The sequence below is a fragment of the Paenibacillus sp. J2L1-98 genome (assembly GCF_056269405.1).
The window spans coordinates 1-25326 of sequence record NZ_JBWDNW010000031.1 but is presented as its reverse complement, the minus strand read 5'-3'; the positions used below and the strand labels follow the sequence as shown (position 1 = coordinate 25326).

The 25326-nt window shown below is 52.0% G+C and carries 20 protein-coding genes and 7 tRNA genes; 3 read left to right on the top strand and 24 right to left on the bottom strand.

Annotation, left to right across the window (positions count from 1 at the left end; translation table 11 throughout):
- Nucleotides 1-36 precede the first annotated feature (36 nt).
- Together AC0YNZ_RS29030 and AC0YNZ_RS29025 are read right to left on the bottom strand one after the other, a co-directional pair.
- A complete protein-coding gene (locus AC0YNZ_RS29030) occupies nt 37-3129 on the bottom strand; it encodes an AAA family ATPase (RefSeq protein WP_475829868.1) in 3093 nt (1030 codons plus the stop codon).
- Nucleotides 3126-4301, bottom strand: a complete 1176-nt coding sequence (locus AC0YNZ_RS29025) for an exonuclease SbcCD subunit D (RefSeq protein ID WP_475829867.1) — start codon at nt 4299-4301, stop codon at nt 3126-3128. Before AC0YNZ_RS29025 ends, AC0YNZ_RS29030 begins: the two co-directional genes overlap by 4 nt.
- Nucleotides 4302-4524: 223 nt before the next feature.
- On the opposite strand from AC0YNZ_RS29025, the gene AC0YNZ_RS29020 reads away from it, so the two are divergent.
- The gene (locus tag AC0YNZ_RS29020) at nt 4525-5769 is read left to right on the top strand and encodes an MFS transporter (RefSeq protein ID WP_110772468.1); all 1245 of its coding nucleotides are present in this window, start codon (nt 4525-4527) and stop codon (nt 5767-5769) included.
- An 82-nt stretch (nt 5770-5851) separates the two neighbouring features.
- On the opposite strand, the gene ald is transcribed toward AC0YNZ_RS29020, so the two are convergent.
- Nucleotides 5852-6979: an alanine dehydrogenase gene (ald, locus tag AC0YNZ_RS29015; protein WP_475829893.1), complete on the bottom strand. Its 1128-nt coding sequence runs from the start codon at nt 6977-6979 to the stop codon at nt 5852-5854.
- 155 nt (nt 6980-7134) lie between these two features.
- Here ald and AC0YNZ_RS29010 point away from each other — a divergent pair, with 155 nt between their 5' ends.
- The gene (locus AC0YNZ_RS29010; RefSeq protein ID WP_475829866.1) at nt 7135-8754 is read left to right on the top strand and encodes a PucR family transcriptional regulator; all 1620 of its coding nucleotides are present in this window, start codon (nt 7135-7137) and stop codon (nt 8752-8754) included.
- Here AC0YNZ_RS29010 and AC0YNZ_RS29005 read toward each other — a convergent pair.
- From AC0YNZ_RS29005 to AC0YNZ_RS28955, 11 genes are all read right to left on the bottom strand, one after another.
- Entirely contained in the window at nt 8751-8963 is a 213-nt protein-coding gene (locus AC0YNZ_RS29005; protein WP_110772471.1) for a hypothetical protein, read from the bottom strand. The two genes, AC0YNZ_RS29010 and AC0YNZ_RS29005, sit on opposite strands and share 4 nt — an antisense overlap.
- Before the next feature lie 20 nt (nt 8964-8983).
- Nucleotides 8984-10411, bottom strand: a complete 1428-nt coding sequence (hydA, locus tag AC0YNZ_RS29000) for a dihydropyrimidinase (protein WP_475829865.1) — start codon at nt 10409-10411, stop codon at nt 8984-8986.
- 1 nt (nt 10412) lies between these two features.
- Nucleotides 10413-11717, bottom strand: a complete 1305-nt coding sequence (gene preA, locus AC0YNZ_RS28995) for an NAD-dependent dihydropyrimidine dehydrogenase subunit PreA (protein ID WP_475829864.1) — start codon at nt 11715-11717, stop codon at nt 10413-10415.
- Entirely contained in the window at nt 11710-13077 is a 1368-nt protein-coding gene (locus tag AC0YNZ_RS28990; protein ID WP_475829892.1) for an NAD(P)-dependent oxidoreductase, read from the bottom strand. The genes preA and AC0YNZ_RS28990 overlap by 8 nt, the downstream gene beginning before the upstream one ends.
- Before the next feature lie 19 nt (nt 13078-13096).
- The gene (locus tag AC0YNZ_RS28985) at nt 13097-13978 is read right to left on the bottom strand and encodes a nitrilase-related carbon-nitrogen hydrolase (RefSeq protein ID WP_475829863.1); all 882 of its coding nucleotides are present in this window, start codon (nt 13976-13978) and stop codon (nt 13097-13099) included.
- A gap of 16 nt (nt 13979-13994) precedes the next feature.
- On the bottom strand, nt 13995-15245 hold the full coding sequence (locus AC0YNZ_RS28980) for a M20 family metallo-hydrolase (RefSeq protein ID WP_475829862.1): 1251 nt from the start codon (nt 15243-15245) through the stop codon (nt 13995-13997).
- Nucleotides 15217-16626: an aminotransferase gene (locus AC0YNZ_RS28975; RefSeq protein WP_475829861.1), complete on the bottom strand. Its 1410-nt coding sequence runs from the start codon at nt 16624-16626 to the stop codon at nt 15217-15219. Before AC0YNZ_RS28975 ends, AC0YNZ_RS28980 begins: the two co-directional genes overlap by 29 nt.
- 92 nt (nt 16627-16718) lie before the next feature.
- On the bottom strand, nt 16719-17789 hold the full coding sequence (locus AC0YNZ_RS28970; RefSeq protein WP_475829860.1) for an ABC transporter substrate-binding protein: 1071 nt from the start codon (nt 17787-17789) through the stop codon (nt 16719-16721).
- 102 nt (nt 17790-17891) lie between these two features.
- Nucleotides 17892-18737: an ABC transporter permease gene (locus tag AC0YNZ_RS28965; RefSeq protein WP_475829859.1), complete on the bottom strand. Its 846-nt coding sequence runs from the start codon at nt 18735-18737 to the stop codon at nt 17892-17894.
- Nucleotides 18734-19546, bottom strand: a complete 813-nt coding sequence (locus AC0YNZ_RS28960) for an ABC transporter permease (RefSeq protein ID WP_475829891.1) — start codon at nt 19544-19546, stop codon at nt 18734-18736. Before AC0YNZ_RS28960 ends, AC0YNZ_RS28965 begins: the two co-directional genes overlap by 4 nt.
- On the bottom strand, nt 19530-20342 hold the full coding sequence (locus AC0YNZ_RS28955) for an ABC transporter ATP-binding protein (RefSeq protein WP_475829858.1): 813 nt from the start codon (nt 20340-20342) through the stop codon (nt 19530-19532). Before AC0YNZ_RS28955 ends, AC0YNZ_RS28960 begins: the two co-directional genes overlap by 17 nt.
- A gap of 310 nt (nt 20343-20652) precedes the next feature.
- Between AC0YNZ_RS28955 and yhbH the strand changes: the two genes are divergently transcribed.
- Nucleotides 20653-21807, top strand: a complete 1155-nt coding sequence (gene yhbH / locus AC0YNZ_RS28950; protein WP_475829857.1) for a sporulation protein YhbH — start codon at nt 20653-20655, stop codon at nt 21805-21807.
- A gap of 110 nt (nt 21808-21917) precedes the next feature.
- Here the strand turns inward: yhbH and tlp are convergent, their stop codons facing one another.
- The 10 genes from tlp to AC0YNZ_RS28900 all read right to left on the bottom strand — a co-directional run bounded on the left by tlp (nt 21918) and on the right by AC0YNZ_RS28900 (nt 25303).
- Nucleotides 21918-22133 (bottom strand): small acid-soluble spore protein Tlp, encoded by a 216-nt coding sequence (gene tlp / locus AC0YNZ_RS28945; protein ID WP_475829856.1) that lies wholly within the window; start codon nt 22131-22133, stop codon nt 21918-21920.
- 48 nt (nt 22134-22181) lie between these two features.
- Nucleotides 22182-23423 (bottom strand): MFS transporter, encoded by a 1242-nt coding sequence (locus AC0YNZ_RS28940; RefSeq protein ID WP_475829855.1) that lies wholly within the window; start codon nt 23421-23423, stop codon nt 22182-22184.
- Between the two features lie 166 nt (nt 23424-23589).
- Nucleotides 23590-24378 carry a delta-lactam-biosynthetic de-N-acetylase gene (gene pdaA / locus AC0YNZ_RS28935; protein WP_475829854.1) on the bottom strand — a complete coding sequence of 263 codons (789 nt, stop codon included), beginning with the start codon at nt 24376-24378 and terminating at the stop codon, nt 23590-23592.
- Between the two features lie 154 nt (nt 24379-24532).
- A tRNA-Pro gene (locus AC0YNZ_RS28930) sits at nt 24533-24609 on the bottom strand.
- An 8-nt stretch (nt 24610-24617) separates the two neighbouring features.
- Nucleotides 24618-24693 (bottom strand) — tRNA-Thr (locus tag AC0YNZ_RS28925).
- Between the two features lie 76 nt (nt 24694-24769).
- Nucleotides 24770-24845: transfer RNA gene (locus tag AC0YNZ_RS28920), tRNA-Thr, on the bottom strand.
- 78 nt (nt 24846-24923) lie between these two features.
- Nucleotides 24924-24999, bottom strand: a tRNA-Thr gene (locus tag AC0YNZ_RS28915).
- 34 nt (nt 25000-25033) lie between these two features.
- Nucleotides 25034-25110 (bottom strand) — tRNA-Met (locus AC0YNZ_RS28910).
- Nucleotides 25111-25125: 15 nt separating this feature from the next.
- Nucleotides 25126-25200, bottom strand: a tRNA-Glu gene (locus AC0YNZ_RS28905).
- A gap of 15 nt (nt 25201-25215) precedes the next feature.
- Nucleotides 25216-25303, bottom strand: a tRNA-Ser gene (locus tag AC0YNZ_RS28900).
- Nucleotides 25304-25326: the final 23 nt, after the last annotated feature.

Below are 25326 nucleotides of genomic sequence, written 5' to 3'. Positions count from 1 at the left end.
GGCGTGCTTGAAGCAGACTTTTTTTGTTCCTTCCGCCTACTTCACTGTAATTCGAGTGCGGCTGAAGCCTTCCCTCGTCTTATTAACCTCAAGGCAAGCCGGGAATGCATCCTTCAGCTCCTGCACATGGGATATCACGCCGATCATTCTTCCGGCCTTCTGCAAATCAACGAGCGCGGTAATCGCCTTCTGCAGCGATTCCTCATCCAGCGAGCCAAAGCCTTCGTCTATGAACATCATTTCGATCGTCACTCCGCCCAAATGGGACTGAATGACATCCGTCATTCCGAGCGCCAGACAAAGAGACGCATTAAACTTCTCGCCGCCGGATAACGACTTCACATCACGGTTTTGACCCGTATAAGCGTCATAGACATCGAGCCCGAGACCGCTCTGTTTCCCCCGATTCTCAAGGCGGTCACTTCTTTGCAAGGAAAACTGGCCATTCGACAAGTCGCGCAGCCGCGCATTTGCCGCAAACAAAATTTGCTCCAAAAACTCGATAAGAATATAACGCTCGAACGAAATTTTAAGTGCGTTATCGCCCTTCAGCATTTGGAAGATGTCCATGACTTCCTCAAGCTTCGCTTCAAGCTCCTTCACCTGTTCGTTTGCCTTTCCGATAGAGGCCGACAAGCGCTGAGCCACTTGACCGGTGCGCAGCGCCGTTTGAGCGGCGTTAATCATTTGCTCCAACCGCTGCTTCAATGCAGCAAGCCGCTCCTGAAGCTGGGCAAGATCGGCTCTCGGCCTGCCGGCAAGCTCGGTTTGAAGCTCTGCTAGCTGCTGCATTAACAGCGTAACCGCCGAGCGATAGGCAGTAATGTCCTGCTTAAGAAGATCACTTGCGGTTTCTGACAGTGCTGCATCACGATATTTCTGAACCGTTTCAAAGCCTGCTTTCAGAAGCTCCGCCTGCAGCCGCTGCGCTGCAAGCTGCTTATTGTTTTCCGCCTCCGCAAGCTGACTCTCCGCTTGATCCACATAGGCCTTCTGCTCGGCCAGCTTTGCAGTCCTCCTTTGAAGCTGTTCCTGAACGGACTTCCAAGCTGCAGCCAGCCTGTCAGAGGCTGCTTGCTGCTCATTAAGCCTTGCTGTCAGCAGCTCCGGCGAACGAAGCGTCTCCGGAATGCGGTCCAGCTCCTTCTGCAGCGCCGATTGCTGCGAAGTCCGCTCAATGATTAACCGCTGCTGCTCTTGCTGCAGCTGTTCCTTCACAAGCAGCTGCTTCTCAAGCAGCTGCTCCTGCTGCTCGATCAGCTGCTTGAGCTCCGGAAGCTGCTTCGACTTATGCAGAAGATTATCCGTTTCTTCTTTAAGTATGCGCCATTGCTGCTGCAGCTGCGCTCTTTGCTCCTCCAGCCTCACAGCCTGCAAGCCAAATTCAGCCAGCTCCCGCTCCCCGTCTTCACGAGTCGCTTTTGCAGCCGCTGCTTGGGCGCGTGCTTCATGCCATTCACGCTCCACAGCGCTTAGCTGCGCCTTAGTCTCCAGCAGCCGCTCCCGGGAAGGTACTTCCGCGTTCATGACCGCCTTAATAGGATGCTCCTCGCTGCCGCATACTGGACAAGGCAGGCCGTCATGCAAATGAGCGGCTAGCAGTGATGCTTGTCCTTCGATCCAGGAAGCCTCAAGCCGGTCATGCTCGTCCTTCGCTTTGGCGAGCGACTGAGCAAATTCAGCCTCAAGCTTGGTAAAGCGCGTCATTTCCTTCTCCACATCTACCAACCGCTTCAGCTGCTTCCCCTGCTGCTCCACAAGGCGCATCTTGTCCAGCTTATCCGCTAATTCAGCCGTTTGAAGCTCCATTTCCTTGACTTGAACATTGGCAGTCTGCTTCGTTTCGCGCAGCTGCGTAAGCGCGGCATCCGAAGCCAGCAGCTTAGCCGTGCAGTCCTTCTCTCCCTGCACCAGCTTGTCGATCTCTTTCTGCTGACCAGCGAGCGTCTTCACGACTGGAGCCATCTCCATCAGCCTGCTTAACTCGCGCTCGGTCTCGCGCCGTTCCTCCTCGCGCTGCTCCTCTGCCGTATATCGTTCAGCAGCAAGCGCATGCTCACGCTGGGCAATCTCAAGTTCATCGCGCCTTACGGCAAGCTGGTTCCGCTTTGCGGTTTCGTCGGCGCTTGTCCGCTCAGCGAGCTCCATATAAGGTGTCAGATGCCGAGCCTTCTCCGCAAGCGCAAGGCGCTGCTCCAAGGCCGCATAGTCCGCCTTCTGTCCATCAAGCTGCTCCTGCTGGGCAAGCTTCCTTTCCTGCTCCTCATGCTTGCTATTTAGCGCCATACCTAGTCGCAGCTGCGCCTCCTGTTCCTCCAACAGAACCGAGAGCGCTTCTTTCTGCTCCTCCGCTTGTTCCGCAAGCTGCCTGTAAAATTCAAACTCCAGCTCCAGCGCCTCAGTCACTTGGGCCGCATTAAATACTTCCTGCTTGAACGTGCGGGACAGCTCGCTGTCCGCCCGCTCAGGGAGCGCCTCCTGCACCTGCTTCATATAAGCATTCGCCGTGGCCTTCGCTTCCTTAAGCTGGTCCTGCAAACCGCGATTTTTTTGCTGAAAACGGTTCTCCAGCCGTTCATATAGCTCAGTGCGGAATATTCGCCGCAATATCTCTTCCTTATTATCGGTATCGGAGGTCAGCAGCTTGCGAAATTCTCCCTGCGGCAGCATGACGATCTGACTAAATTGCTCCTTGGTCAATCCGATAATTTGCTCGAGCTTGGCGTTCACATCGGAGACAATAAAACGGTCCACCGCTGGAATAGCTTCGCCGCTAGTCGTTTCGTACAGCTCTGCCTTGCCGCCCGTCTCGCTTTTGTTGCCTGCCTTGCGGTGAGGCATTTGCCTGATAACCAAATAGCTTCTTCGCCCTACCGCAAAATCGAATATGACGCAAGTATGCGTATCCTCAGCGGCAAAATGACTGCGCAGCATACGGGAATCAGAGCGGTCCTCACCGCTGGCCGTCCCGTAAAAAGCATAGCAAATCGCATCGAATATCGATGTCTTGCCTGCTCCCGTATTTCCCGATATTACGAACAATCTACGATGCTCCAGCAGGCTAAAATCAATCGTTTCGGTATCGCGATAGGAACCGAAAGCAGTCATCGTTAGCTTAATCGGCCTCATACAGCGCCTCCTTCTTCACGCAGCAGCTCCGCATACGTATCCGAAAACAGCCGTTTTTTCGCATCGGTTAGCTGTTGTCCTTTAATCTCCTGATAAAAAGCTGTAAAAAGCTCGATCGGATCAGCCTCCCGCCTTCCCGCACTGCCGCCTGCTTCCGCGGACTGGCCCTCCCCGCTCAAGCTGCCGGAGAGCGATGGCCGGCGCTCCACATGAAGTGCATTCGGATAAACCGCCCGTACCTTCTCCATAGGAAACAAAACGGGATTATCGTTAAGCAGCGTGACAAACACATAATCCTCGTTAACCGGATGCTTCTCCAGCTCCTCGATAGAAGCCGCTACCCGGCGCATGTTCCGCAGCGGCTGCAGCTCGCGTTTCTCTACCGCCGCGCCGCCAGCCTCATCAAGCTCAATAACGAAATAGCCCTTCGCATGGTTTTCCTCTGAAATCGAATATTTTAGCGGCGAGCCGGCATATCTTATCGTATTGTCCCGAACGAAATGCGCCTGATGCAAATGACCGAGCGCTGTGTAATGGAATTTATCAAAATAGGCTGCGCTCACGTGCTCAGCGCCGCCAACCGACAATGGCCGTTCGGAGTCGCTCGTATTTAGCCCGGGCTCTCCTGCCGCCGTGACGAAAGCATGCCCAATGAACACATGCCTAGCCGCTGGATCCATGATCAGCTCCAACTTCGCAGTTATTACGCGCATAGCATCATCATGCGTGCGTATGGAGTCATCGCCGAGCAAATACCGAGCCTGCGCGGGATCAGCGTAGGGCACGAGATGAAAATGCACCTCCCCATGCGCATCCCGGAGCACGACGGGCTTTAGCTCCTTCTTCAGCTGACCGGCCAGATGAAGCCCGCGGCTTTCCATTAATTTTGTGCCGAAATTAATCCGGTCCGGGCTGTCATGATTACCCGAAATAGCAAGCACCGGTGTATTCAAATCGATTACGATACGTGCTAGAACCTCGTCGAGCAGCTCAACCGCTTCGGTCGGCGGAACAGCGCGATCATAGAGATCTCCTGCTATAATCACGGCATCCGGCCGCTCCGCTTCTATCGCTTGCAGCAGCTGCTGCAGCACGTAGCGCTGGTCTTCCGTCATATAAACGCCTTGAACAAGCTTGCCCAAATGCCAGTCCGCGGTATGAAATAGCTTCATTCGTTCCAAACATCCCTTCCCGGCTCATCGATAATCAAGTCTATCAGCCTGTAATTCTATCATTTATATTACCATTCGTATCGGCGCCGCGCATAGTACAGCAGTTACAGCTTTCATCGCGCCTTGCGCAGCGCTGGAATTCGAGTTAAAGTTAAGAGCGGTTCAAGCTCCGTTCACTAGCAGCTGCTACTATTATAAGTATATTTGTGGAGGTCAACAAACCTTGTCTCGTCTAACTGCCACTTTATCCAAAAACTACATACTGCTGCTTATCGTCGTATTTGGAGGCTTTCTCATCTTTGGCTTTTCGGAAAATATAAAGGGACCTGCGCTCCCCAGGATGCAGGCTGATCTTGCGCTCGATGAGCTGCAGGTTGGTATTTTGCTTGCCTTTAACTCCCTTGGGTATTTGCTGGCATGCAGCTTTACCGGCTGGCTAGCCCGTAAAGCAGGCATGAAGCTGACGCTCGCGCTAGCGTTCGGCTCCATGGTCATATCGGGTGTTTGTATGTATTTTGCTGCCAATTACACCTCTCTCTCCTCCGCCTACTTCCTGATGTACGTAGGCAACGGGATACTGGAAATCGCTCTCGCCATACTAGCTGCCCGGATCTTTATCAAAAACACGGGTACCATGATGAATCTCGCGCATTTTTTTTACGGGCTCAGCTCGACCTTCGCGCCAATTATCGCTGCGTCTTTGATGGGTGTTCCGTTATTTGGCTCCGCGCTTGGCTGGCGCGGGATGTATATGCTCATGCTCGCGCTTTCCATTCTGCCGCTGCTGCCCGGACTGTTCGCCAGGTATACGAGTGATGAAGACAAGCATGAGGAACGGATATCGCTAAAGGAATATGCGCGGGATAAGATCGCTTGGGTTATCGTAGCGGTGCTGTCATTCGGCGTCATATCGGAGCTCGCCATCGGCGGCTGGCTCGTAAACTTTTTGGAGAAGGCGTATGGCTGGAGCGGCGACGCATCGGCCAAAATGCTATCCGCGTTTTTCTTTTGCTTTATGCTTGCCCGGCTGGTTCTCGGGCCAATCACCGACAAGATCGGCTATACCAAGTCTCTCATTCTGTTATCGGCATTCTCCGGTATATGCTCAATTGCCGCGATTATTATAGGCGAGCCGGGCGCCTTTCTATTTGCGCTGGCAGGCGTCGGCATCGCACCCATCTATCCGACTGTAATGGCCTTGCTTGCGAGGCGTTACATGAACAACGCCGATACGGCCATCACCTTTACCGTTACCTTAATGGGCATTGCCGGTGTAATCGGCAACCTGGCAATAGGCGCCATTACGGAATGGACGAAGCAGCTGTTTGCCTATGGCGGGCATGAAGAAGCCAGTCTCATCGCCGGGCTGCAGGGCGGATATATTTTCATAGGGAGCTGCGCGCTGCTCTGCTCAGTCACCTCGCTCATCCTCTTCCTAATGCTTAAGAAAAGGAATGCTGTGCTTTAATAAAAAATGCCTCTGCACGCGCTGAATCACAGCGGGCCGCAGGGGCATTTTCATCTAATTGGATAAGATTCCTTCTTGTTCATCATGCCGATATCGACTGCAGGCATTCATTCAGCTTTTTGTAGACCAGTCCATGTGCTTTGGCGACAGCCTCGTATGTGACATAGCCCGCCATCGTATTTACCCCTTTGCTTAAAGCATCATTGTTAAACAGCGCCGCCATCAATCCAGTATTTGCAAGCGAGAGCACATAAGGCAAGGTTGCATTCGTTAAAGCTGCCGTTGCGGTTTGCGGCACGGCTCCAGGCATATTAGCAACCGCGTAATGAAGCACGCCGTGTTTCTCATAGACAGGTGAAGCATGCGTCGTAATTCGGTCAACGGTCTCGAATATGCCGCCTTGATCGATAGCCACATCCACGATGACCGACCCGCTGCGCATGGCGCTCACGGCAGCTTCCTGCACCAGCTTTGGCGCTCGCGCTCCCGGAATAAGCACCGCGCCGATAACCAAGTCGGATACAGCTACCGCATCATGCACTTGATTCGATGATGATGCGAGCGTATGGACCCGACCGGCAAAGCGTTCGTCTAAGTAACGAAGACGATTGGCATCGGTATCCATAATCGTCACGTCTGCGCCTAACCCGGCGGCAATCAGAGCGGCGCCAGTTCCGACAACACCCCCGCCTATAATCGTAACCTTGCCCTTTCTGACACCTGGAACGCCGCCAAGCAATATTCCTTGTCCGCCATGCGTCTTCTCCAGAAATTGAGCTCCAATCTGCGCCGCCATGCGTCCTGCAATATCGCTCATAGGCGTCAATAGCGGCAGCTGGCCGCTAGCTAGCTGGACCGTTTCGTAGGCAATTGCTGTCACCTTATTGCGGATGAGCGCCTCCGTCAGCTCCGGCTCAGCAGCCAGATGCAGATAAGTAAACAATAACAGCTTTTCGTGAAAATACCGGAATTCCTCTTTCAGAGGTTCCTTCACCTTTAGCACAAGCTGCCTGCTCCACGCATCCTCCGGATAGGGTACGATAACAGCCCCGGCTGCTTGAAACTCCGCATCTGTTATTCCGGAGCCAATCCCCGCCCCGCTTTCTACAAATACCTGATGCCCGTTACGAATTAGCTCATGAGCGCCGCCCGGAGTAATGGCGATACGATTTTCTTGATTCTTCAGCTCTTTGGGAACACCTATCTCCATCACAATCCGCCTCCTAATTGCTTTTCCTGCAATGTAATTGGTTCAATGACCATTTCCATCAGCTCCCGATCATACAAATATTCCACACAATGAATCGGACATCTTGTATAATCGTAAAAAAAGCGTTACAAATCCGATATGGACGGTGACTGCCTATGGTAAAGACGGTGCTGCAGCTTACGGTAAAAGAAATTTTGAAGCGTCCTCTGTTTCATAAAGCGGAAGCCATCGCCAGCGAGGAAGCGCTGAACCGCACTGTAAAATGGGTTCATATCATGGAAGTAACCCAAGTCGGTCATCTCTTAAACGGCCATGAGCTTATTCTGTGCACCGGTATCGGGTGGCATGACGACGAAGCGCTTAGCTTATCGTTTCTGCAGCAGCTTATCGACAGCGGCGCGTCGGGTCTATGCATTGAGCTTGGCCTCTACGCCAAGCAGCCGTTCGATAAAATGAAGGAACTCGCCGTGCGCGAGAACTTCCCCCTCATTTTTTTCCACGAAGAGGTCCGCTATATCGACATCACCCAGGATCTTCACGCCTACTTCATTCATCAGCATCATCGCATGGTATCTGAGCTGGAGACCTTGTCTACCGCACTCAATCAACTGCTGCTCTCCGGCAAAGGAATGATGTCTCTGCTGCGGCTTCTGCATCAAACGACCGGCGCTCAGGTCGCTTTCTTTCCATTAGGGGCAGAGGCGCATTTCATCCCTCATGTGCCAAAGGCCAAGGCCGACAGCTTTTATGAGCAATGGATTTATGGCAAAATGTTCGCCGAGCCGCAGCAGAAGCCCCTAATCGCTCATCGTCCGATACTGGCGCTCGATCATTTATTCGCCGATTTGCTGCTGCAAGGCAAGCAAGAACTAAGTGAATTTCAAATATTAGCACTGGATCGCGCTGCAACTGCCATTGCCCAGGAAATGATGCGGACCAAGTACATGGAGGAGCGGCGCCGTCATAAGGAGGATCTGTGGTCGGTGGATTGGCTTAGCGGCAAACATTCGGCTAATGAGATCCGCGACTACTTCCGCTCGCTTAAGCCGAGCGCCAAGCTGACGGGCGTAACCGTCTGCCTCTTTGAATTTGACAATAACGCGGAGCAGTTGACCGACAAGGAAGACGGCGCTCTGCTCATTCAGAAAAACATGGTTGCCCGCGCAATTTTTGAAGGAGAAGGCTTCCTGCTCCTGCCGCTGCTTCTGCACGGCCAAATCGTATTCATCGTGCTTGACCAGCTTGGCGCCGTTAAATACAAGGAACGTCTGCTGCGGGCAATTAACCGCCTGCAAAAAACGGAACAGCTTCAGGAGCCGGCCTTCTTCTCGTCGCATATTGGCATCGGCAGCTATATGACGCAATTAACGAATGTGCAGGAAAGCTATGAGACCGCCAAGGAAACGATTTCGATTCAAAAGGATATCGGGTCGCTGCCATCGCCGTTCTATAGCGATTTGCATCTGCACAAAATCATTTACACACTTAAAAAGGCGGATGCCCTCCCTGCTTTAATGGAGGACTATATCGGGCCCGTCGTCGCCAGCGACCAGGAGAAGAACGGCCATCTGCTGCAAACTTTAAATTTGTATTTGAAGCTGTCCGGCTCTAAGCAGGAAACGGCCAAGGCGTTATTCATCGCAAGGCAGACGCTCTATCACAGGCTCGATAAGCTCGCTGCGCTGCTTGGAGATGATTTTATGGAGCCCGGCAAAAGGTTAACCATCGAGCTCGCGCTGCGCGCATATGAGTACGTGCATGGCCCTATCGCTTAGGGAATACGGGACTGTTTAATCAATAGATTGGCAAAATATTTCCGGGCATCCGCCGTCTCTACGAGCAGAGAGGCCTGATCGCCGCCGGGATGCTTTAGCTCCAGCCAATCGCCGCTTAAGCCTTCGCGGACGCCCGTAATGACGTATTGCTGCTTCATATAGGCATCAATTTTATTTTTCTCTTCTGCAAATTGCTCATAAGCGGACATGTCCTACTCCTCCTTCGGCACTATTGCTCGACCTTTTCCAACGATGCGGGCGCCGCTGCGCTTACCGAAGTATATGGCGCCCGCTTCAAGTATCGTCCCGCTCCAAGCGCACCAACAAATTGCCGGTCTTGGATGACAAACTCGCCGCGCGACAGCACGCTCACCGGCAAGCCGGTCACCTGCATGCCTTCAAACGGATTGTAGTCCACGTTCATATGATGTGTTTCCGCTGAGAGCGTACGCTGCGCTAGCGGATCGAAGATTACGATATCCGCATCGCTGCCAACCGCAATCGTCCCCTTCCGCGGGAAGAGACCAAACAGCTTCGCATTGCGCGTCGATACGATATCCACGAATTGATTAAGCGTTATGCGCCCCTTGTTAACGCCTTCCGAATAAAAGAGCGAGAAACGGTCCTCAATGACGGGTCCGCCATTCGGAATCTTGCTGAAATCGCCGAGCCCGAGATCCTTTTGCCCGATAAAATTAAAAGAGCAGTGATCCGAGCCCAGCGTCTGCAATTGACCGTTCCTCAGCGCATTCCACAGCATCTCCTGATGGAACGTTTCGCGAAGCGGCGGCGACCATACGTATTTGGCCCCTTCAAAATCCGGCTTCTCCAAATACGACTGATCCAGCACCAAATATTGCGGGCAGGTCTCGCCCCAAATATCCACGCCTTGCATTCGCGCCTCTGCGATTTGCAGCACAGCCTCTGCGCACGTTACATGAACAACATACAGCCTTGCCCCGGCAAGCGCAGCCAGCTTAGCCGCGCGTCCTGTCGCTTCCCCTTCAATAATCGAAGGTCTCGTCAGCGCATGATAGATCGGCTCGGTGTTACCTTCATCCAAAGCCTTCTTAATGAGATATTCGATGACGTCGCCATTTTCGGCATGCACCATCACCATCGCCCCAAGCTCCTTGGCAGCAAGCATCGTGCGGAATAGCGTGCCATCATCGGCTTGAAACACGTTTTTGTAAGCCATGAATACCTTCAAGGATGTAATGCCCTCTTCCATGACAATCGACGGAAGCTCAGCCAGCACCTCATCGTTAATTTCACCGATCATGAGATGAAAGCCGTAATCGATAACGGCTTTTCCATTCGCTTTGTTATGCCACGCCGCAATGGACTCGCTGAGCGGCTTCCCCTTCGTCGTCAGGCAAAAATCGACGATCGTCGTCGTTCCTCCGAATGCCGCCGCCGTTGTGCCGGTTGCGAAATCGTCGGCCGTAACCGTACCGCCGAACGGCATTTCGAGATGGGTATGCGGATCAATGCCGCCGGGAAACACGTATTTGCCTGAAGCATCGATCACTTCATCCGCTTCCGCCTCTAAGTCAAAGCCGATTTTGGCGATCACGCCCTCTTTAATCAGCACATCAGCTGCATACGTATCGGCTGCCGTTACGATCGTACCGTTTTTAATTAGCTTGGCCGTCATCCTACACCGCCTCCTTCTTATCGGTACCGTCCGATTCCTTGCCTTTCCCTATCGCTCCAATCGCCGCTTGCCGCTGATTCCAGCTGAGCGGCAGCTCCGACGACGGAACCTCGATCATCGAAATCGCGCCTTCCACCGGACAAACGATCGAGCAGAGGTTGCAGCCTACGCAATCCTCCTCGCGAACTTTGAGATATGCTGTGCCGTTATCGTCCGTATGCCGCTCGATGCACTGGTGCGACGTATCCTCGCAAGCAATATGGCATTTATTGCATACGATGCAGTTATCCTGCTCAATTCGCGCGACTACCGCATAATTCAGGTCGAGATCTCCCCAATCCGAATAGCGCTCTACTGATTTGCCGATCAGTTCATTGACGGATTTCAGACCCTTATCATCCAAGTAATTGTTCAAGCCGTCGATCATGTCCTCTACGATGCTGAAGCCGTGATGCATCGCTGCCGTGCACACCTGTACGCCTGTCGAGCCCATCAGCAGAAATTCAACCGCATCCCGCCAGTTCGATACGCCTCCGATGCCTGAGATGGGAACGCCGACTAATGGATTGCGGGCGCATTCCGCAACCATGTTAAGCGCGATCGGCTTAACCGCAGGACCGCAATAGCCGCCATGCGCCCCTTTGCCGCCAACATGCGGAATCGTATTCCACGTGTCGATATCTACACCGGCAAGCGAGTTTATCGTGTTGATCAGCGATATCGCATCTGCTCCCCCTCGAACGGCCGCTTTGGCCGTAGCCGTAATGTCGGTAATATTCGGCGTAAGCTTGACGATAACCGGAGTTTTTGCGGCCTCTTTGACCCACATCGTCTGCATTTCAACCAGATCCGGCTGCTGTCCGGAAGCGGCGCCCATTCCCCGTTCAGCCATGCCGTGCGGACAGCCGAAGTTCAGCTCCAGTCCGTCAACGCCGACATCCTCGACTCTTTTTACAATTTCATGCCATTTATCGCGCTTTGGCTCCACCATCAACGATACGACGAGCGCATGATCCGGAAACCTTTTTTTCGTTTCATAGATTTCCTTCAGATTGACCTCGAGCGGCCGGTCCGTAATCAGCTCTATGTTATTGAAGCCCGCTACGCGCTGGCCATTGAAATGAACCGCGGCAAAACGGGACGAGGTATTGATGATCGGATCGCCAAGCGTCTTCCATACGGCTCCGCCCCAGCCCGCTTCGAAAGCGCGCTGCACCTGATACCCGGTATTCGTTGGCGGCGCCGAAGCGAGCCAGAATGGATTGGGCGAAGAAATGCCTGCCAACTGAATACGTAAATCAGCCATAAACTTCCCTCCCTGCAATAAGCGTATTGTAAATCGAGTATGCGGCCAGCTTGCCCTGCTGCGCTGCGGCTACCACCATCGCTTCGCCTTGGCCCCCGCCGAAAACAACGTCGCCTGCCGCATAAACGCGGGGATTGGACGTTTGATACGTTTTAGTATCCACCTTTACGATACCGCGTTTATGCTCCAAACCAAGCTGCTCGATTAGCGGCAAATGCCGCGTCTGCCCAATCGCCTTAATGACGGCGTCAACCTCCAGCAGAAATGCGGAGCCTTCTACGGGAACCGGTCTTTTTCTGCCTCCATCAGCAGCTGCTTCCAGCTTCATCTTCATGCATTCGAGCGCCTTGACGTTTCCGCCTTCATCTCCGATAATCCGGCTTGGAGCGCTCAGCCACACAAACTCCACGCCGTCCTGCTTTGCGAATTCGAATTCAAAATCATATGCGGTCATTTCCTCGCTCGTCCGGCGATAAACCATCTTCACGTTTGCCGCTCCCAATCTCACCGAACAGGTTGCGGCGTCAACCGCCGTATTGCCGGCCCCGATGACGGCTACCCGTTTGCCGATAAAATCAGTCGTAAGCTCCGTTTTAGTCGCTTCCACAAAATCGATTGCATCGTATACGCCTGTAAGCTGTTCGCCCTCAATGCCGAGATCAGGCACCTTGGACATGCCGGCCGCCAGCACAATCGCATCATACTGCCCAAGCAAATCATCCACACTGACATCGGTGCCAACCTTTGTATTTGTCCGAATATCGACACCCAGCTGCTTTACCTGCTCGACTTCCCAAAGCGATATGCTCTGCGGCAAGCGAAACGAAACAATGCCGTACGTGTCAAGGCCGCCCGCCTGCTCCTTCGCTTCGAATATCGTGACGGCGAAGCCGAATCTCGCAAGCTCGCGCGCCGCGGACAGTCCCGCCGGACCGCCGCCTATAATCGCGGCAGACTTGCCGTTGCTTTGACCGGCCGAGAACAAGTTTTGCTCGTTCTTGATCGCCCAATCTGTCGCATAGCGCTGCAGATCCCCGATCATTATCGGCTTAGACGAATGATTCAGCACACATGCTCCCTCGCAAAGCTCTTCTGTCGGGCAAACCCGTGAGCAGGAAGCGCCTACCGGATTCGCATCCATAATGGCGCGCGCCGACCCTTTCATATTGCCGGAAGCAATTTTTTTAATGAAAGAAGGGATGTTGATGCCGGTCGGGCACGCCTTAATACAAGGAGCATCATAGCAATACAGACAGCGGTTCGATTCCTCCACAGCTTCCTTCGGCCGCATCCCCGCCTTCACCTCGGCAAAATTCCGCCTTAGCGAATCGACGGGGATAAACGCCGCATTGACCGTCATGCTCATGTCAATCCCCTCCTCATAAACTTACGATATTGTCATACGTTTCCGGCCTGCGGTCACGGTAAAACTGCCATACGTTTCTGACCTCGCGAATAAGCTCCTTATCCATTTCGCCGATGATGACCTCGTCCTGGTCTCTGCTGCCCATAGCAACAATTGACCCGCGAGGATCGACCAAATACGATTGACCGTAAAACTCGCCCATATTCCAAGGGGCTTCTATGCCTACCCGGTTGATTGCCGCTACATAATAACCGTTTGCCACCGCATGCGCCGGCTGCTCCAGCTTCCACAAATATTCCGACGTGCCGGCAACCGTTGCGGAAGGGTTAAACACAATCTCCGCTCCGTTTAACCCAAGCGCACGCGCGCCTTCCGGAAAGTGCCGGTCATAGCAAATGTATACGCCGACCTTGGCAAAGGCTGTATCGAAGACGGGATAACCCAAATTACCCGGTTTAAAATAATACTTCTCCCAAAAGCCGCAGGAGCCGCCGCCAGCCGCTACATGCGGAATATGATGCTTGCGGTATTTCCCGAGATACGCGCCGTCCGCATCAATGACAGCTGCCGTATTATAATAGGTGGCGATCCCCTCCCGCTCATAGATGGGCAGAATGATGACAACGCCAAGCTCCTTTGCCAGCTCTTGAAACAGCCTCGTTGTCGGCCCGTCCGGAATTTCCTCCGACGCTGCGTACCACTTCATCTGCTGCTCCGAGCAGAAGTACGGCCCATAAAATATTTCCTGCAAGGAAATGATCTGAGCTCCCTTGGCCGCCGCCTGGCGCACAAGTCCGATGTGCTTCTCAATCGCCAAGCGCTTGTGGGCATCAACCGGCTCATCGCCATGCAAATCGTTTGACGCTTGAATCAATCCGATCTTTACTTTGGTCATCTGTCATCCCCCCTTTCTATTCGCTCATTTTTCTTGCCGTCCTGTAGAGCAGCTCCGCTCCAAGCTCAATATCCTCCGGAGACGAATACTCTTTCGGATTGTGGCTGATTCCTTCCTTGCAGCGGACAAAAATCATACCGTAATCGCACACGTAGGACATCGTTAACGAATCGTGAAAGGGGCCGCTCATCAGCTCGGGCGGCGCGAGTCCCATCTCCGCTGCCTGCTCCTGCATAAGCGATCTTATCTCTGGCGCGCAATAGCGCGGATCGCTCTTCGTATCCTCGCGTATGGTATACGTCAAGCCATGCTCCAAGCAAACAGAGTCAATAAGAGAAAGAAGCTGCTCCTCCAGACCGTTTCTGCGAGTGAGATCGATATCCCGGAAGTCGACCGTAAAGCTCACCCTCTCGGGAATAATGTTCCGGGAATCCGGAAATACCGACAGCGAGCCGACCGTCCCGACTGTTGGCACGCCGGGCACCTGACGCGCCAATTCATTCAGTCCTACAATGACCTTCGCGCAGCCGACCAGCGCATCCTGACGCATTGGCATCGGCACGGAGCCCGCATGCCCTGCGAAGCCGGTCATTTCAACCGTCCACCAGACCGGACCGGATATGCCGCTAACGATCCCGATCGGCTCGCCCAGCGCCTCCAGCACCGGACCTTGCTCGATATGCAGCTCCAGAAAAGCGCCGATCCGTCCTTCCTGGAAGGTATAGCCGGCAAACCCAGCAGGATCGCAGCCAAATTCAAGCAGCGCTTCCCTTCGGGTCGTTCCGTTCTTATCGGTTCGATCCAGCTCGCATTCTTCAAGCCTTCCCGTCATTCCTCTGACGCCGAATAACCCTTTGTTAAACCTGCAGCCCTCTTCATCGCAGAAAGCGACTACCTCAATGTTCCTTGCCGGCCGAAAGCCCTTCTCGACCATCGTCTGAACCGCTTCGATAGCCCCCAGTACGCCGATAACGCCGTCATATCTGCCGCCATACGGCTGCGAATCGACATGAGAACCAAGCATTAATACCGGCGCCGCCCGATCGGCTCCTTTTAGTACCCCGATTAAATTGCCGAACGGATCGATACGCGCCTCCATTCCGGCTTCAATCATCCAGCTCCGCACAAGCTCGACGCCTTCACGGTCTTCCTTCGACAGCGCTAAGCGGCAGACGCCCGTATCTCCGATTTTCCCGATTTGCGCCAGCTCAAAAATGCGTTCATGCAGCCTTTTGGAATTAATGCCTGCTTCCGTCGATGCCTTCATCCATTTCGCCTCCTCTCTCAGCCCTCCCAAAAACCTGAAGCAGCGTATCTGTAATAAACACGATTTCATCATCCGTCGCCGACAAAGGAGGACTAAGCGTCAAAATATTCATAAAGCCCGGTACTGTATCGCCATTTTTGCCAATTAGGAGTCCCTTTTCCTTGCAGCCTGCAATAATGGCCGCCACTCTCGCAGCAGAAGCAGGCTCCTTCGTCTGTTTATCCTCCACCAGCTCAATGCCGATCGCCGAGCCAAATATTCTGATTTCTCCGACATGCGGATGCGCATTGAGCGGCTTCAAACGGCTGGACAGCTCTTTGCCGATCGATGCAGAGCGGCTGACTAAATTTTCCCGCTCCAATATTTCAATGTTTTTCAGCGCCACCGCGCAGGAAACAGGATTGCCGCCGAAGGTGTTTACATGCCGGAAATGACTGTCTGGGCCGCTCTCTTTGAAGCTCTCGTACATATCAGCCGATACAGCCGTTGCCGATAAGGGAGAATATGCGCTCGTGAGCCCTTTCGCCATCGTTACAATATCGGGACGGACGCCGAAGTTCATATGCCCGAACTTCTCGCCCGAGCGACCGAAGCCGCAAATAACCTCATCTACAATAAGCAGCACATCATGCTTGTCGCAAATTGTCCGCAGCTTCGCCAAATAATCGTCCGGCGGCACGATCATTCCCCCGCCCGTAATGGCCGGCTCTACAATAATGCCAGCCACCGAATCCGGACCTTCCCAAACGATCGCATCCTCATAAGCTTGAGCGCATTGCAGCTTGCAGGCCCCCTTCGTTTGTCCGAAGGGACAACGATAGCAATAAGGAGGAGGAACATGTGTGAAGCCGACGCCAAGCGGCTCGTATTTCAGCTTGCGCTGCGCCTGCCCCGTGGCGCCAAGAGCGCCCATGGAGTTGCCGTGATAGGCGCGGTGACGCGAAATAAACTTATGCTTGGATGGCTTTCTACGCTGGTGATGATATTGACGGCCGATTTTGAAGGCGACTTCGTTCGCATCCGAACCTGAGTTGGAGAAAAATATCCGATAATCACCCTCCAGCCATTCGCTCAGCTTGGCAGCAAGCTCAATGGCGGGAACATGCGATTGAATCAGCGTCGAATATGCGATCTTCATCATCTGCCCGGCAGCCGCTTCGGCAATTTCCGCTCGTCCGTGGCCAACGTTGACGCACCATAGCCCGGACATGCCGTCCAAATAGCGGTTGCCGTCAATATCGGTAATCCAGCTTCCTTCCCCAGATACGATAACCATCGGATTTTCGTTATGGGGAGAAATATGATGCCACAAATATTTGCGGTCCTTCTCTAGCAGCGCTTCCTTCGCTTCCGTATCCATTGCTGTCTCTTTTCCGCCCATAGACTGCATTCACTCCTTCGCGGCTGCCGCTTCTATAGTAGAATGGACCGCGGATGAGACCATCCGCGATCCTTACAGACTAGCTTATGCGGCTACTTCGCCGCATCTTCCAAAATTGTTTTGTCGATTGCGGCTGCCAGGTCGGGAGCCTTCCTAATGAGCTCATATTTGAGCGCTATTCCGACTGTCCGCTGCACCGCTTCATCCACAAACGATCCTACCTGCGCCTCCGTAAAGCCCTCCGGCTTAACAAGCTTTGCCATTTCCATCAGCATCGTCGTCTGATGCTCCTTCGTCGTGCTTCCCTCCGTTACGGCGCCCATCACAATATCAACCGCTTCGGCTTGATTCTTTATCGCATAATTCCAGCCCTTCATCGTCGCTTTAATCGCTTTGACGGCAAGGTCGCGATTGTTCTTCAGCCACTCTTCCTTCACGACCAGCGTATCCTCCAGCATTCCGACGCCGGCATCTTCAAAGTCATAAACGTACAAGTCCTCTTCCTTTACGCCGCTCTCTAGCACAACATGGTATTCGTTGTAAATCGTAGAGACGGCGACGTCCAGCTGCTTGTTAAAGAACTGGTCCATCGTAAAGCCCTGCTTCACCAGCTCAACGTCCTTCTTCGGATCAAGCCCGTTTTTCTCCATGAACGCAAGCACTTGGAATTGCTGGCTGCCCGTCCACATGCCGACCTTCTTGCCCTTCATCTTCGCTGGCTCATCAATGCCGGACTCCTTGCTCGCCACGAAGCGATAAGAGCTCTTCTGCAGTATTTGCGCAATCGAGACGAGCGGCAGCCCGTTGTCACGGTTCACAAGCAGGCTGTCGAAGCTGGTTACCCCAATATCTGCAGCCCCGTTTACGACCTGCTGCTCGATCACGACATCCGGCCCGCCCGGGATGATTTCGACGTCCAGCCCTTCTTCCTCGTAGAAGCCTTTTTCCTTCGCGACGAAAATGCCGGCAAACTGCGCCTGCGGCACCCACTTCAGTTGAATCTTTACCTTCTTGAGCGGTTCAGCAGCCGGCTTGCCGGTCACCGCCGGATCATCCGTGGAAGCTGCAGGCTCATTCGCGTTGCCGCAAGCAGATACAACGAGCAGCGCCAGCATTAGCATCATCGTTAAAGCGGATTGCAGCATACGGCTTTTCTTTGTCATGCAGACCATTCCTCTCCATTATCGATTCTCTATCTAAGAGCTTCTGACAGTCCCTGATCCAGCTTAAATGCCGAACAAATTGTCTTATTTGCCTACAGCTGTCTACCGCTTTCGCTGCGCTACATGCCACGGGATAACCAGCCGTTCCGCGAGCTGAACGAGGTAATACAACAGAATGCCGAGCACAGCCGCAATAACGATGCAGGACCAGGCCAGCGGCATGTTTGCCAGCTTGATTTGGTCGGAGAGCAGGTACCCGAGGCCGCGGGACGAAATAAAAAACTCCCCCACAATCGCTCCGATAATGCTCGTTGACATATTGATTTTGAGTGCGGTAAAAAGATACGGAAGCGCGGTCCGAAGCCGGAGCTTCATGAACACCTGAAACTTTCCCGCCGCATACGAATGCATAAGCTCAATCGACATCGGATCGATAGAACGCAGCCCTTTGAAGGCAGTAACCGCCATCGTTGCCATTGTCATGACAGATACGATGGCCATCTTGGAGGCGACGCCATCACCGAACCAATTGTTCATTACAGGCGCCAGAGCAACGATGGGCACCGCATTTAAGGATGCCATCATCGTGATGCCGCCTCTGCCCATCCGGGGGAACCATAAGGCTGCTACTGCCGCAAGAAGGCCGAGCAGCGATCCGATTAGACAACCGCCAATCATTTCGCTTCCCGTATACAGCGAATAGCTCCACAGAACATCGATATTGTCCCGAATGGAAGCCGCAATCGATGAAGGAATCGGCAGCTGATATTGTTCCAAAGCGAATAGCTTATGAAAGCCTTCAAGCTGCCAAATGACGAGAAACAGCACTCCAAATCCAAGCGGAAGCAGAAAGGCTGGACGTTTGCCCATGCGGCCTGTGTTTATTATGAGTTTCGAAGGCTTGGAGGGGACGTTGTCGACTGAGCGGGCTGCAGTCATTTCCTTCATTCCTCCTCACTCCCCTTCGCACGAAACTCAGGCTGCCAAGGCGTAATCCACCTCTCCAGCGAGCAAATAATCAGATACAAGCATAAGCCAATAGCCATACTAATCAGAACGGTTGACCAGAACATATACACCTGCGACGAACCGTAATACAGAGAGCTAACCATGAGAACACCGATACCGTCCGGAGCCCCCATAAGCTCTACGATAATGGAAGCCGTAATCGCAAGCGGAGCGGATAGCTTAAGTCCGGCGAAGAGCCCCGGCAGCGCCGCTTTCAGCTTCAGCCTCACATACAAGGTCCACGTGGAAGCAGCATAAGAGCGCATTAGCTCAAGCTGCTCGGACTTTACACTATGTAAACCCCGCAGCGCATTTATGGTAACAGGAAAAAAAGTGACATAACCTGCCATAAGTATGCGGGACACTGCGGCATCTTGAATAATGCCGTAAATGATTGGCGCAAGGCCAATAATCGGAATCATTTGCGAGGCAACCATATAGGGTGAAAGCATGTTTTCTACCGTTCGAGATAGGCTCATTACTATGGCCAGCAGGAAGCCGATCATAGAACCTATGACAAAACCGGTAATGGAATTGCCGAACGTAATTGTACCCTGCGCAAGCAAAGCCGGAAAATGGTCGATCAATGTGCCGGCTACCAAGTGCAAGTACGGCAGCTTAGAGGCCGGATTGATCGTCTGCGCAACGTTAGCGATGAACCATGCCGAAGCCTCCCACAACAAGAGCACACCTGCCGCCCATAACGCAATTGCGCCGCCTTGGCCATAGCGTCTAAACCGTTTGCCCATCAAGGAAGCCACTCTCCTCGTAAAAGCAATTCCTGACCTTCCTCGTCATTTCGTTGAAGCGCTCCGTTTCACGAATATGTACAGCATCGCCCTCCTCCCTTGTAATATCCACAATGGAATGGACTCTTCCAGGATGAGCCGAAAGCACGATGATGCGATCTGACAAAAATACGGCCTCGGGAATGCTGTGCGTGACGAATACGATCGTTTTATTCGTTTTACGCTTAATGTCCAGCAGCTCCAGCTGCAGCTTCTCCTTCGTAAATTCATCAAGAGCGGAGAATGGTTCATCCATAAATAAAATAGGCGGGTCTAAGGAAAGCGCGCGGGCAATGGCAACACGCTGCTGCATACCGCCGCTTAGCTGCCAAGGATAATATTTTTTGAAGGAGGACAGCCCTACCATTTCGATAAGCTGCTCAGTCAGCTCGTGATACTGGGACTTTTTTTGCCCTAGCACCTCGAGCGGAAGCTCAATATTTTCTTTAACTGTTCTCCATTCGAACAGGGTGGGATTTTGAAATACGATACCGAACTTTCGGCGGAGGCGAACTTCGCGAGGATGCTCATTTTGAATCGTGATTTGGCCTTCGGTTGGCTCAAGCAGATCGGCCATTAACCGAAGCAGCGTGGACTTTCCGCAGCCGGAGGGGCCGAGGAGCGAAATAAATTCATTCCGATAGATTTGAAAGCTGACTTGATGAAGCGCCGTAACCTCATGACCTTTTTTGCCAAAACGCATCGATACTTGATCGACAATGATTTCTGCCTGTTTAGCAGCTTCGGACAGATGCATGTAATCCCTCCTCATTGTTTATGCTATTTTTTATGTCAGGTACGAGATAGATCGGCTCCTTTATATGTAATATTATATAACACATGATAATAATTACATTATACACAATGGTTAAAAAACAAGCCGTTTATTTAACATAATGTCAAATAGAGCTGTACAAGCCATCAGATAGATTAATAGAAAAGGACTAATTTTCCTTCACATAACCGCCCCTCTCTTGAATATATTGAGTAACAGACAAGAAATAAACGAAGGTTGCTCAAGTTTCTTGCATGCTGAAACGTTAACTTATTGGAATGAGGTGAGGGAAATGGAGTCAGAGCCGCTGTTTGTTGTGTCAAGGGAGGATTGGTCGCTCCACCGCAAAGGCTATGAGGATCAAGCGCGACATCAGGAGAAGGTACAAGAAGCAATAAAGCAAAACCTTCCCGATCTGGTTTCCGACGAAAGCATCGTTTTGTCCGATGGGAGGCGCACGATCAAGGTTCCCATTAAAAGTCTCGACGAATCTCATTTTATATACAACTACAACAAGAAGCAGCACGTCGGACAAGGCGATGGAGATTCACAGGTTGGCGATGTGCTCGGCGTCGACCCGCAAGCCGCCAAGGGGCCGGGAAAAGGCCAAGATGCCGGCGACCAGCCGGGTGAGGACGTCGTCGATACCGAGATCAGCATCGACCAATTGGAGGATATGCTGTTCGAGGAGCTGGAGCTCCCTAATCTGGAGCAAAAGCAAAAGGATCAATTACAAACGACGGAAATTGTTTTTCACGATATTCGCAAAAAAGGCATTATGTCCAATATCGATAAGAAGCGCACATTAATTGAAAACCTGCGCCGTAACGCCAACGCGGGTAAATCCGGTATCGGAGGCATTTCGCCTGACGATCTTCGTTATAAAACCTGGAACGAAATCGTAAAGCCCCAATCCAACGCCGTCATCCTTGCGCTTATGGATACGTCGGGAAGCATGGGGTCGTTCGAAAAATATTGTGCCCGCAGCTTCTTCTTTTGGATGACCCGTTTCCTGCGCAGGAAGTATGAGCATGTGGAGATTGTGTTTATCGCACATCATACCGAGGCCAAGGAGGTCACGGAGGAGGAATTTTTTAACCGCGGTGAAAGCGGTGGCACTATCTGCTCCTCAGCTTATCAGAAGGCAATCGAGGTCATTGACAGCCGTTATCCGACTTCCAATTGGAACATTTACCCGTTCCACTTCTCGGATGGCGATAACCTCACCTCGGACAACGAGCGCTGCGTAAAGCTGATTGGCCAGCTCATGGAGAGAAGCAATATGTTCGGCTACGGCGAGGTCAACCAATACAATCGGAGCAGCACACTGATGTCGGCGTATAAGCATATCAACCATAAAAAATTTATGTACTCGGTCATTAAGGAGAAAGGCGAGGTCTATAAAGCGCTTAAAACGTTCTTTTCGAAACAAGTAAGCGGCGCTTAACGAAAGAAACCCGCCTTGCACAGCAACGTGCTCGGCGGGACCATTCTAATTACACTTTACACTGATCGTGGTAGAAAATGTTTTTTACGGAACGCAGTTGAACTGAGCTGTCATTGCTGCGCTTCGTCTTTTTTTTCTTCTGCGAATCCCTCAATACTCGCTTTGCGTCGTTCATTTTTAGCTTCAAGTGTTTGCTTCTCATCAGCAGAAATTTCACTTGCATGCTCATCAAGATAATCCTCTGTTGCCTGCAATTTAGCTATCGTGTGATCGATATGTGATTGCAGGCGCTCATCGTTATCTGCACGATTATCCGGTTTGGCCATTGTAATCCCTCCTATTCTCTATGAACTCAGCTATTATGATGACCAAAATCACATGGCGCTATGCTCCTGGTCTGCGTCTTTATCCGGGTTCGTTCCTTTTGTTTCTATTCCGAAAAACAGCACGGCTAAAGCTCCGATGACGATCGTAACAAAAAATACCATAAAAACAGAAATGACCGCAATCTTTTGTGCAACCAGCATTCCCACAAGGTAAGGACCGATTATTCCGCCGATACGTCCAAACGAAGCGGCAAAGCCAACGCCCGTCCCGCGAACCGCAATTGGATACAGCTCCGGCGTGTAAGCGTACATTCCTCCCCATGCGCCAAGGTTAAAGAAAGAGAGACAAATTCCCGACAAAATCAGCATCGCCTCCGTTTCGGCATTGCCGAACCAGAGAGCGCTTCCTGCAGTCATTAGAAGAAAAGTAACGAGCACGAACTTACGCCCGTATTTTTCAATAAAGTATGCCGCGGCAAAATAGCCAGGCAGCTGCGCGAGCGACATGATTAGGACATACTGAAAGCTTTTCACCAGATCATAGCCTTTTAGCACCATAATGGAAGGCAGCCATAGGAACATTCCATAATAAGAAAATACGACCGTGAACCACAAAATCCACAGCGTGACCGTTGCTTTTCGGTGCTTTGATGACCAAAGGGACGTCATCCTCTGACCAAACGTCAGCTTCCGATTTTTCTGCGCTTTGAAACTAGGCGCATCCTGAATGGAGCGTCTCAAATATAAAGCATAAACGGCAGGTAATACCCCGATAAAAAAAGCTGTCCTCCATCCAAATTTGGGAATGATGAAGTAGGCGATTAAAGCAGCAACGATCCAGCCGCCTGCCCAAAAGCTTTCAAGCAGCACGACGGCACGCCCCCTCTCCTTAACCGGTACCGACTCCGAAACAAGCGTCGAAGCGACAGGCAACTCCCCGCCGAGACCGAACCCCGCAATGAAACGCAGTGCGCTTAGGACGATAAAGCCAGTCGCCAAAGCGGACAAGCCGCTGGCTATAGAGAAAATAAGGAGCGTCCAGATCAATATCGCCCGCCGTCCGTACCGGTCTGCGAGCAAACCGGAAACAGCCGCTCCGGCAGCCATGCCAATCGCATTTATAGCCATTAGCAGCCCGATCTGCTGGGCGCCCAACCGCCATTCCGCCGCTAAGGCGGTTACAATGAAAGAAATCATCCCGACCTCCATGGCGTCGAAAAGCCAGCTAAGACCGGCACTAAATAATAATTTCCGCTGATTCGGTTCACGCAGCAATGTCATATTTTTCATATCCAAAGCTCCTTGTTTACAGCTCATTTATGACGATTTCAGTGTCTTGCATTCATTCGTTATTATACACATAGTCTTGCCCTTGGAACGATGCTTTAGAGGGACAGAATGTCCCATTCAACAAAAAAACCTTAACCCTCGTTCAGGGGTAAGGTTGGTTAGTGCATTAAGAATTATTATCCGTTACGCTCAGCTGATCCAGACTTTTAAATTCATAGCCCTGCCGGCGTGCTTCGTCAATGATTCTGCCAAGAGCCTCTGTATTGTCCTTAGACACGGAATGCAGCAAAATGATCGCGCCAGGATGCAGCTGTTTAATTACCTCGCTATATGCATATTGGGAGCCCCTTTGCGCATTTACGTCCCAGTCCTTATAAGCAAGCGACCAAAACACATTTATGTAGCCGAATTGTTTACTCGCAGCGAGCACTCGTTCGTTAAAAATGCCTCTCGGCGGTCGCAAGTATTTCATTTCCTTCTGGCCTGTAATGACCTCAACCTGCTCCTTCACCTTGTCGAGCTCCGTCCGGATGCTCCCCTCCGAAAGCTGGGACATATCCGGGTGACTCCAAGAATGATTGCCCACGATATGGCCTTCCGTTACCATTCGTTTTAGCAGCTCCGGCTGATCCTTCACATAATGTCCCGTTACAAAAAATGCGGCAGGCACTTTTTTCTCTTTTAACACATCGAGAATTTTTGGCGTAAAGCCGTTCTCATAGCCGTTGTCGAACGTTAAATAAAGCTCTTTCTGACTCGTATCCCCTAGAAACAGCGCTCCGTGCTTCGTAACGATATTTTTAAAGCCTTCCTCATCTATAGAAGGCAAACGGCCGTTAACGCTTTTCTTAAAACCAAAATGATACGCGCCGGGCTGTCCAAAAGCATAAGCAGGAGTTAATGAGCTCCATATTATTACTGCAAACAGTGCGGCTATCCTCAAATTCAGCTTCAAGTGCAAAGCCCTCCTTGTTCGATTGATGTTTATGGCGATGAACCGATAACTTGCATTTATATTCCCCCATTGCAGCATAAAAAAACCGCTGCCCTCATAAGTCCATCAGACTTTGAAGATAGCGGTTTTATGTGTTATTCATTGATTTAAATAATGGTCGGGACGACACGATTTGAACATGCGACCCCCTGGTCCCAAACCAGGTGCTCTACCAAGCTGAGCTACGTCCCGAGAAAAGATGGTGCCGTCGAGAGGACTTGAACCCCCAACCTACTGATTACAAGTCAGTTGCTCTACCAGTTGAGCTACAACGGCACATCGTATATATCCACCCATATGCGGTGGTTTGTGATGCTGTTCTGGCAAAGCCAAGCTGCATCGTGAGAAAAAGTGGTGCCGTCGAGAGGACTTGAACCCCCAACCTACTGATTACAAGTCAGTTGCTCTACCAGTTGAGCTACAACGGCACATCGGTTATTTCCACCCTAATGCGGTGGTTTGTGATACTGAATCTGGTAAAATCCAAACTGTATCATGAGAAAAAGTGGTGCCGTCGAGAGGACTTGAACCCCCAACCTACTGATTACAAGTCAGTTGCTCTACCAGTTGAGCTACAACGGCATGTGGATGATATCCACCTTTTAATAAGGCGATTTGGTTGCGGGGGCAGGATTTGAACCTGCGGCCTTCGGGTTATGAGCCCGACGAGCTACCGGGCTGCTCCACCCCGCGTCGTTAAAAATAATATGGTGACCCGTAGGGGACTCGAACCCCTGTTACCTCCGTGAAAGGGAGGTGTCTTAACCACTTGACCAACGGGCCTTGAAAAAAAGAGAACGGAGAGAGAGGGATTCGAACCCTCGCACCACTTACGCAGTCTAACCCCTTAGCAGAGGGTCCCCTTGAGCCACTTGGGTATCTCTCCAAATCTGGCTCCCCGAACAGGAC

What these genes read in the sequence shown, in the direction of transcription:
- AC0YNZ_RS29030 (WP_475829868.1), bottom strand. Translation starts at nt 3,129, where the DNA reads ATGAGGCCGATTAAGCTAACGATGACTGCTTTCGGTTCCTATCGCGAT.
- tlp (WP_475829856.1), bottom strand. Translation starts at nt 22,133, where the DNA reads ATGGCCAAACCGGATAATCGTGCAGATAACGATGAGCGCCTGCAATCA.
- ald (WP_475829893.1), bottom strand. Translation starts at nt 6,979, where the DNA reads ATGGAGATAGGTGTTCCCAAAGAGCTGAAGAATCAAGAAAATCGTATC.
- hydA (WP_475829865.1), bottom strand. Translation starts at nt 10,411, where the DNA reads ATGACGGCCAAGCTAATTAAAAACGGTACGATCGTAACGGCAGCCGAT.
- AC0YNZ_RS28955 (WP_475829858.1), bottom strand. Translation starts at nt 20,342, where the DNA reads ATGCATCTGTCCGAAGCTGCTAAACAGGCAGAAATCATTGTCGATCAA.
- AC0YNZ_RS28940 (WP_475829855.1), bottom strand. Translation starts at nt 23,423, where the DNA reads ATGAAAAATATGACATTGCTGCGTGAACCGAATCAGCGGAAATTATTA.
- AC0YNZ_RS28970 (WP_475829860.1), bottom strand. Translation starts at nt 17,789, where the DNA reads ATGACAAAGAAAAGCCGTATGCTGCAATCCGCTTTAACGATGATGCTA.
- yhbH (WP_475829857.1), top strand. Translation starts at nt 20,653, where the DNA reads ATGGAGTCAGAGCCGCTGTTTGTTGTGTCAAGGGAGGATTGGTCGCTC.
- AC0YNZ_RS29005 (WP_110772471.1), bottom strand. Translation starts at nt 8,963, where the DNA reads ATGTCCGCTTATGAGCAATTTGCAGAAGAGAAAAATAAAATTGATGCC.
- AC0YNZ_RS28985 (WP_475829863.1), bottom strand. Translation starts at nt 13,978, where the DNA reads ATGACCAAAGTAAAGATCGGATTGATTCAAGCGTCAAACGATTTGCAT.
- AC0YNZ_RS28960 (WP_475829891.1), bottom strand. Translation starts at nt 19,546, where the DNA reads ATGGGCAAACGGTTTAGACGCTATGGCCAAGGCGGCGCAATTGCGTTA.
- AC0YNZ_RS28965 (WP_475829859.1), bottom strand. Translation starts at nt 18,737, where the DNA reads ATGAAGGAAATGACTGCAGCCCGCTCAGTCGACAACGTCCCCTCCAAG.
- AC0YNZ_RS29025 (WP_475829867.1), bottom strand. Translation starts at nt 4,301, where the DNA reads ATGAAGCTATTTCATACCGCGGACTGGCATTTGGGCAAGCTTGTTCAA.
- AC0YNZ_RS28980 (WP_475829862.1), bottom strand. Translation starts at nt 15,245, where the DNA reads ATGAAGGCATCGACGGAAGCAGGCATTAATTCCAAAAGGCTGCATGAA.
- preA (WP_475829864.1), bottom strand. Translation starts at nt 11,717, where the DNA reads ATGGCTGATTTACGTATTCAGTTGGCAGGCATTTCTTCGCCCAATCCA.
- AC0YNZ_RS28990 (WP_475829892.1), bottom strand. Translation starts at nt 13,077, where the DNA reads ATGACGGTCAATGCGGCGTTTATCCCCGTCGATTCGCTAAGGCGGAAT.
- AC0YNZ_RS28975 (WP_475829861.1), bottom strand. Translation starts at nt 16,626, where the DNA reads ATGGGCGGAAAAGAGACAGCAATGGATACGGAAGCGAAGGAAGCGCTG.
- AC0YNZ_RS29010 (WP_475829866.1), top strand. Translation starts at nt 7,135, where the DNA reads ATGGTAAAGACGGTGCTGCAGCTTACGGTAAAAGAAATTTTGAAGCGT.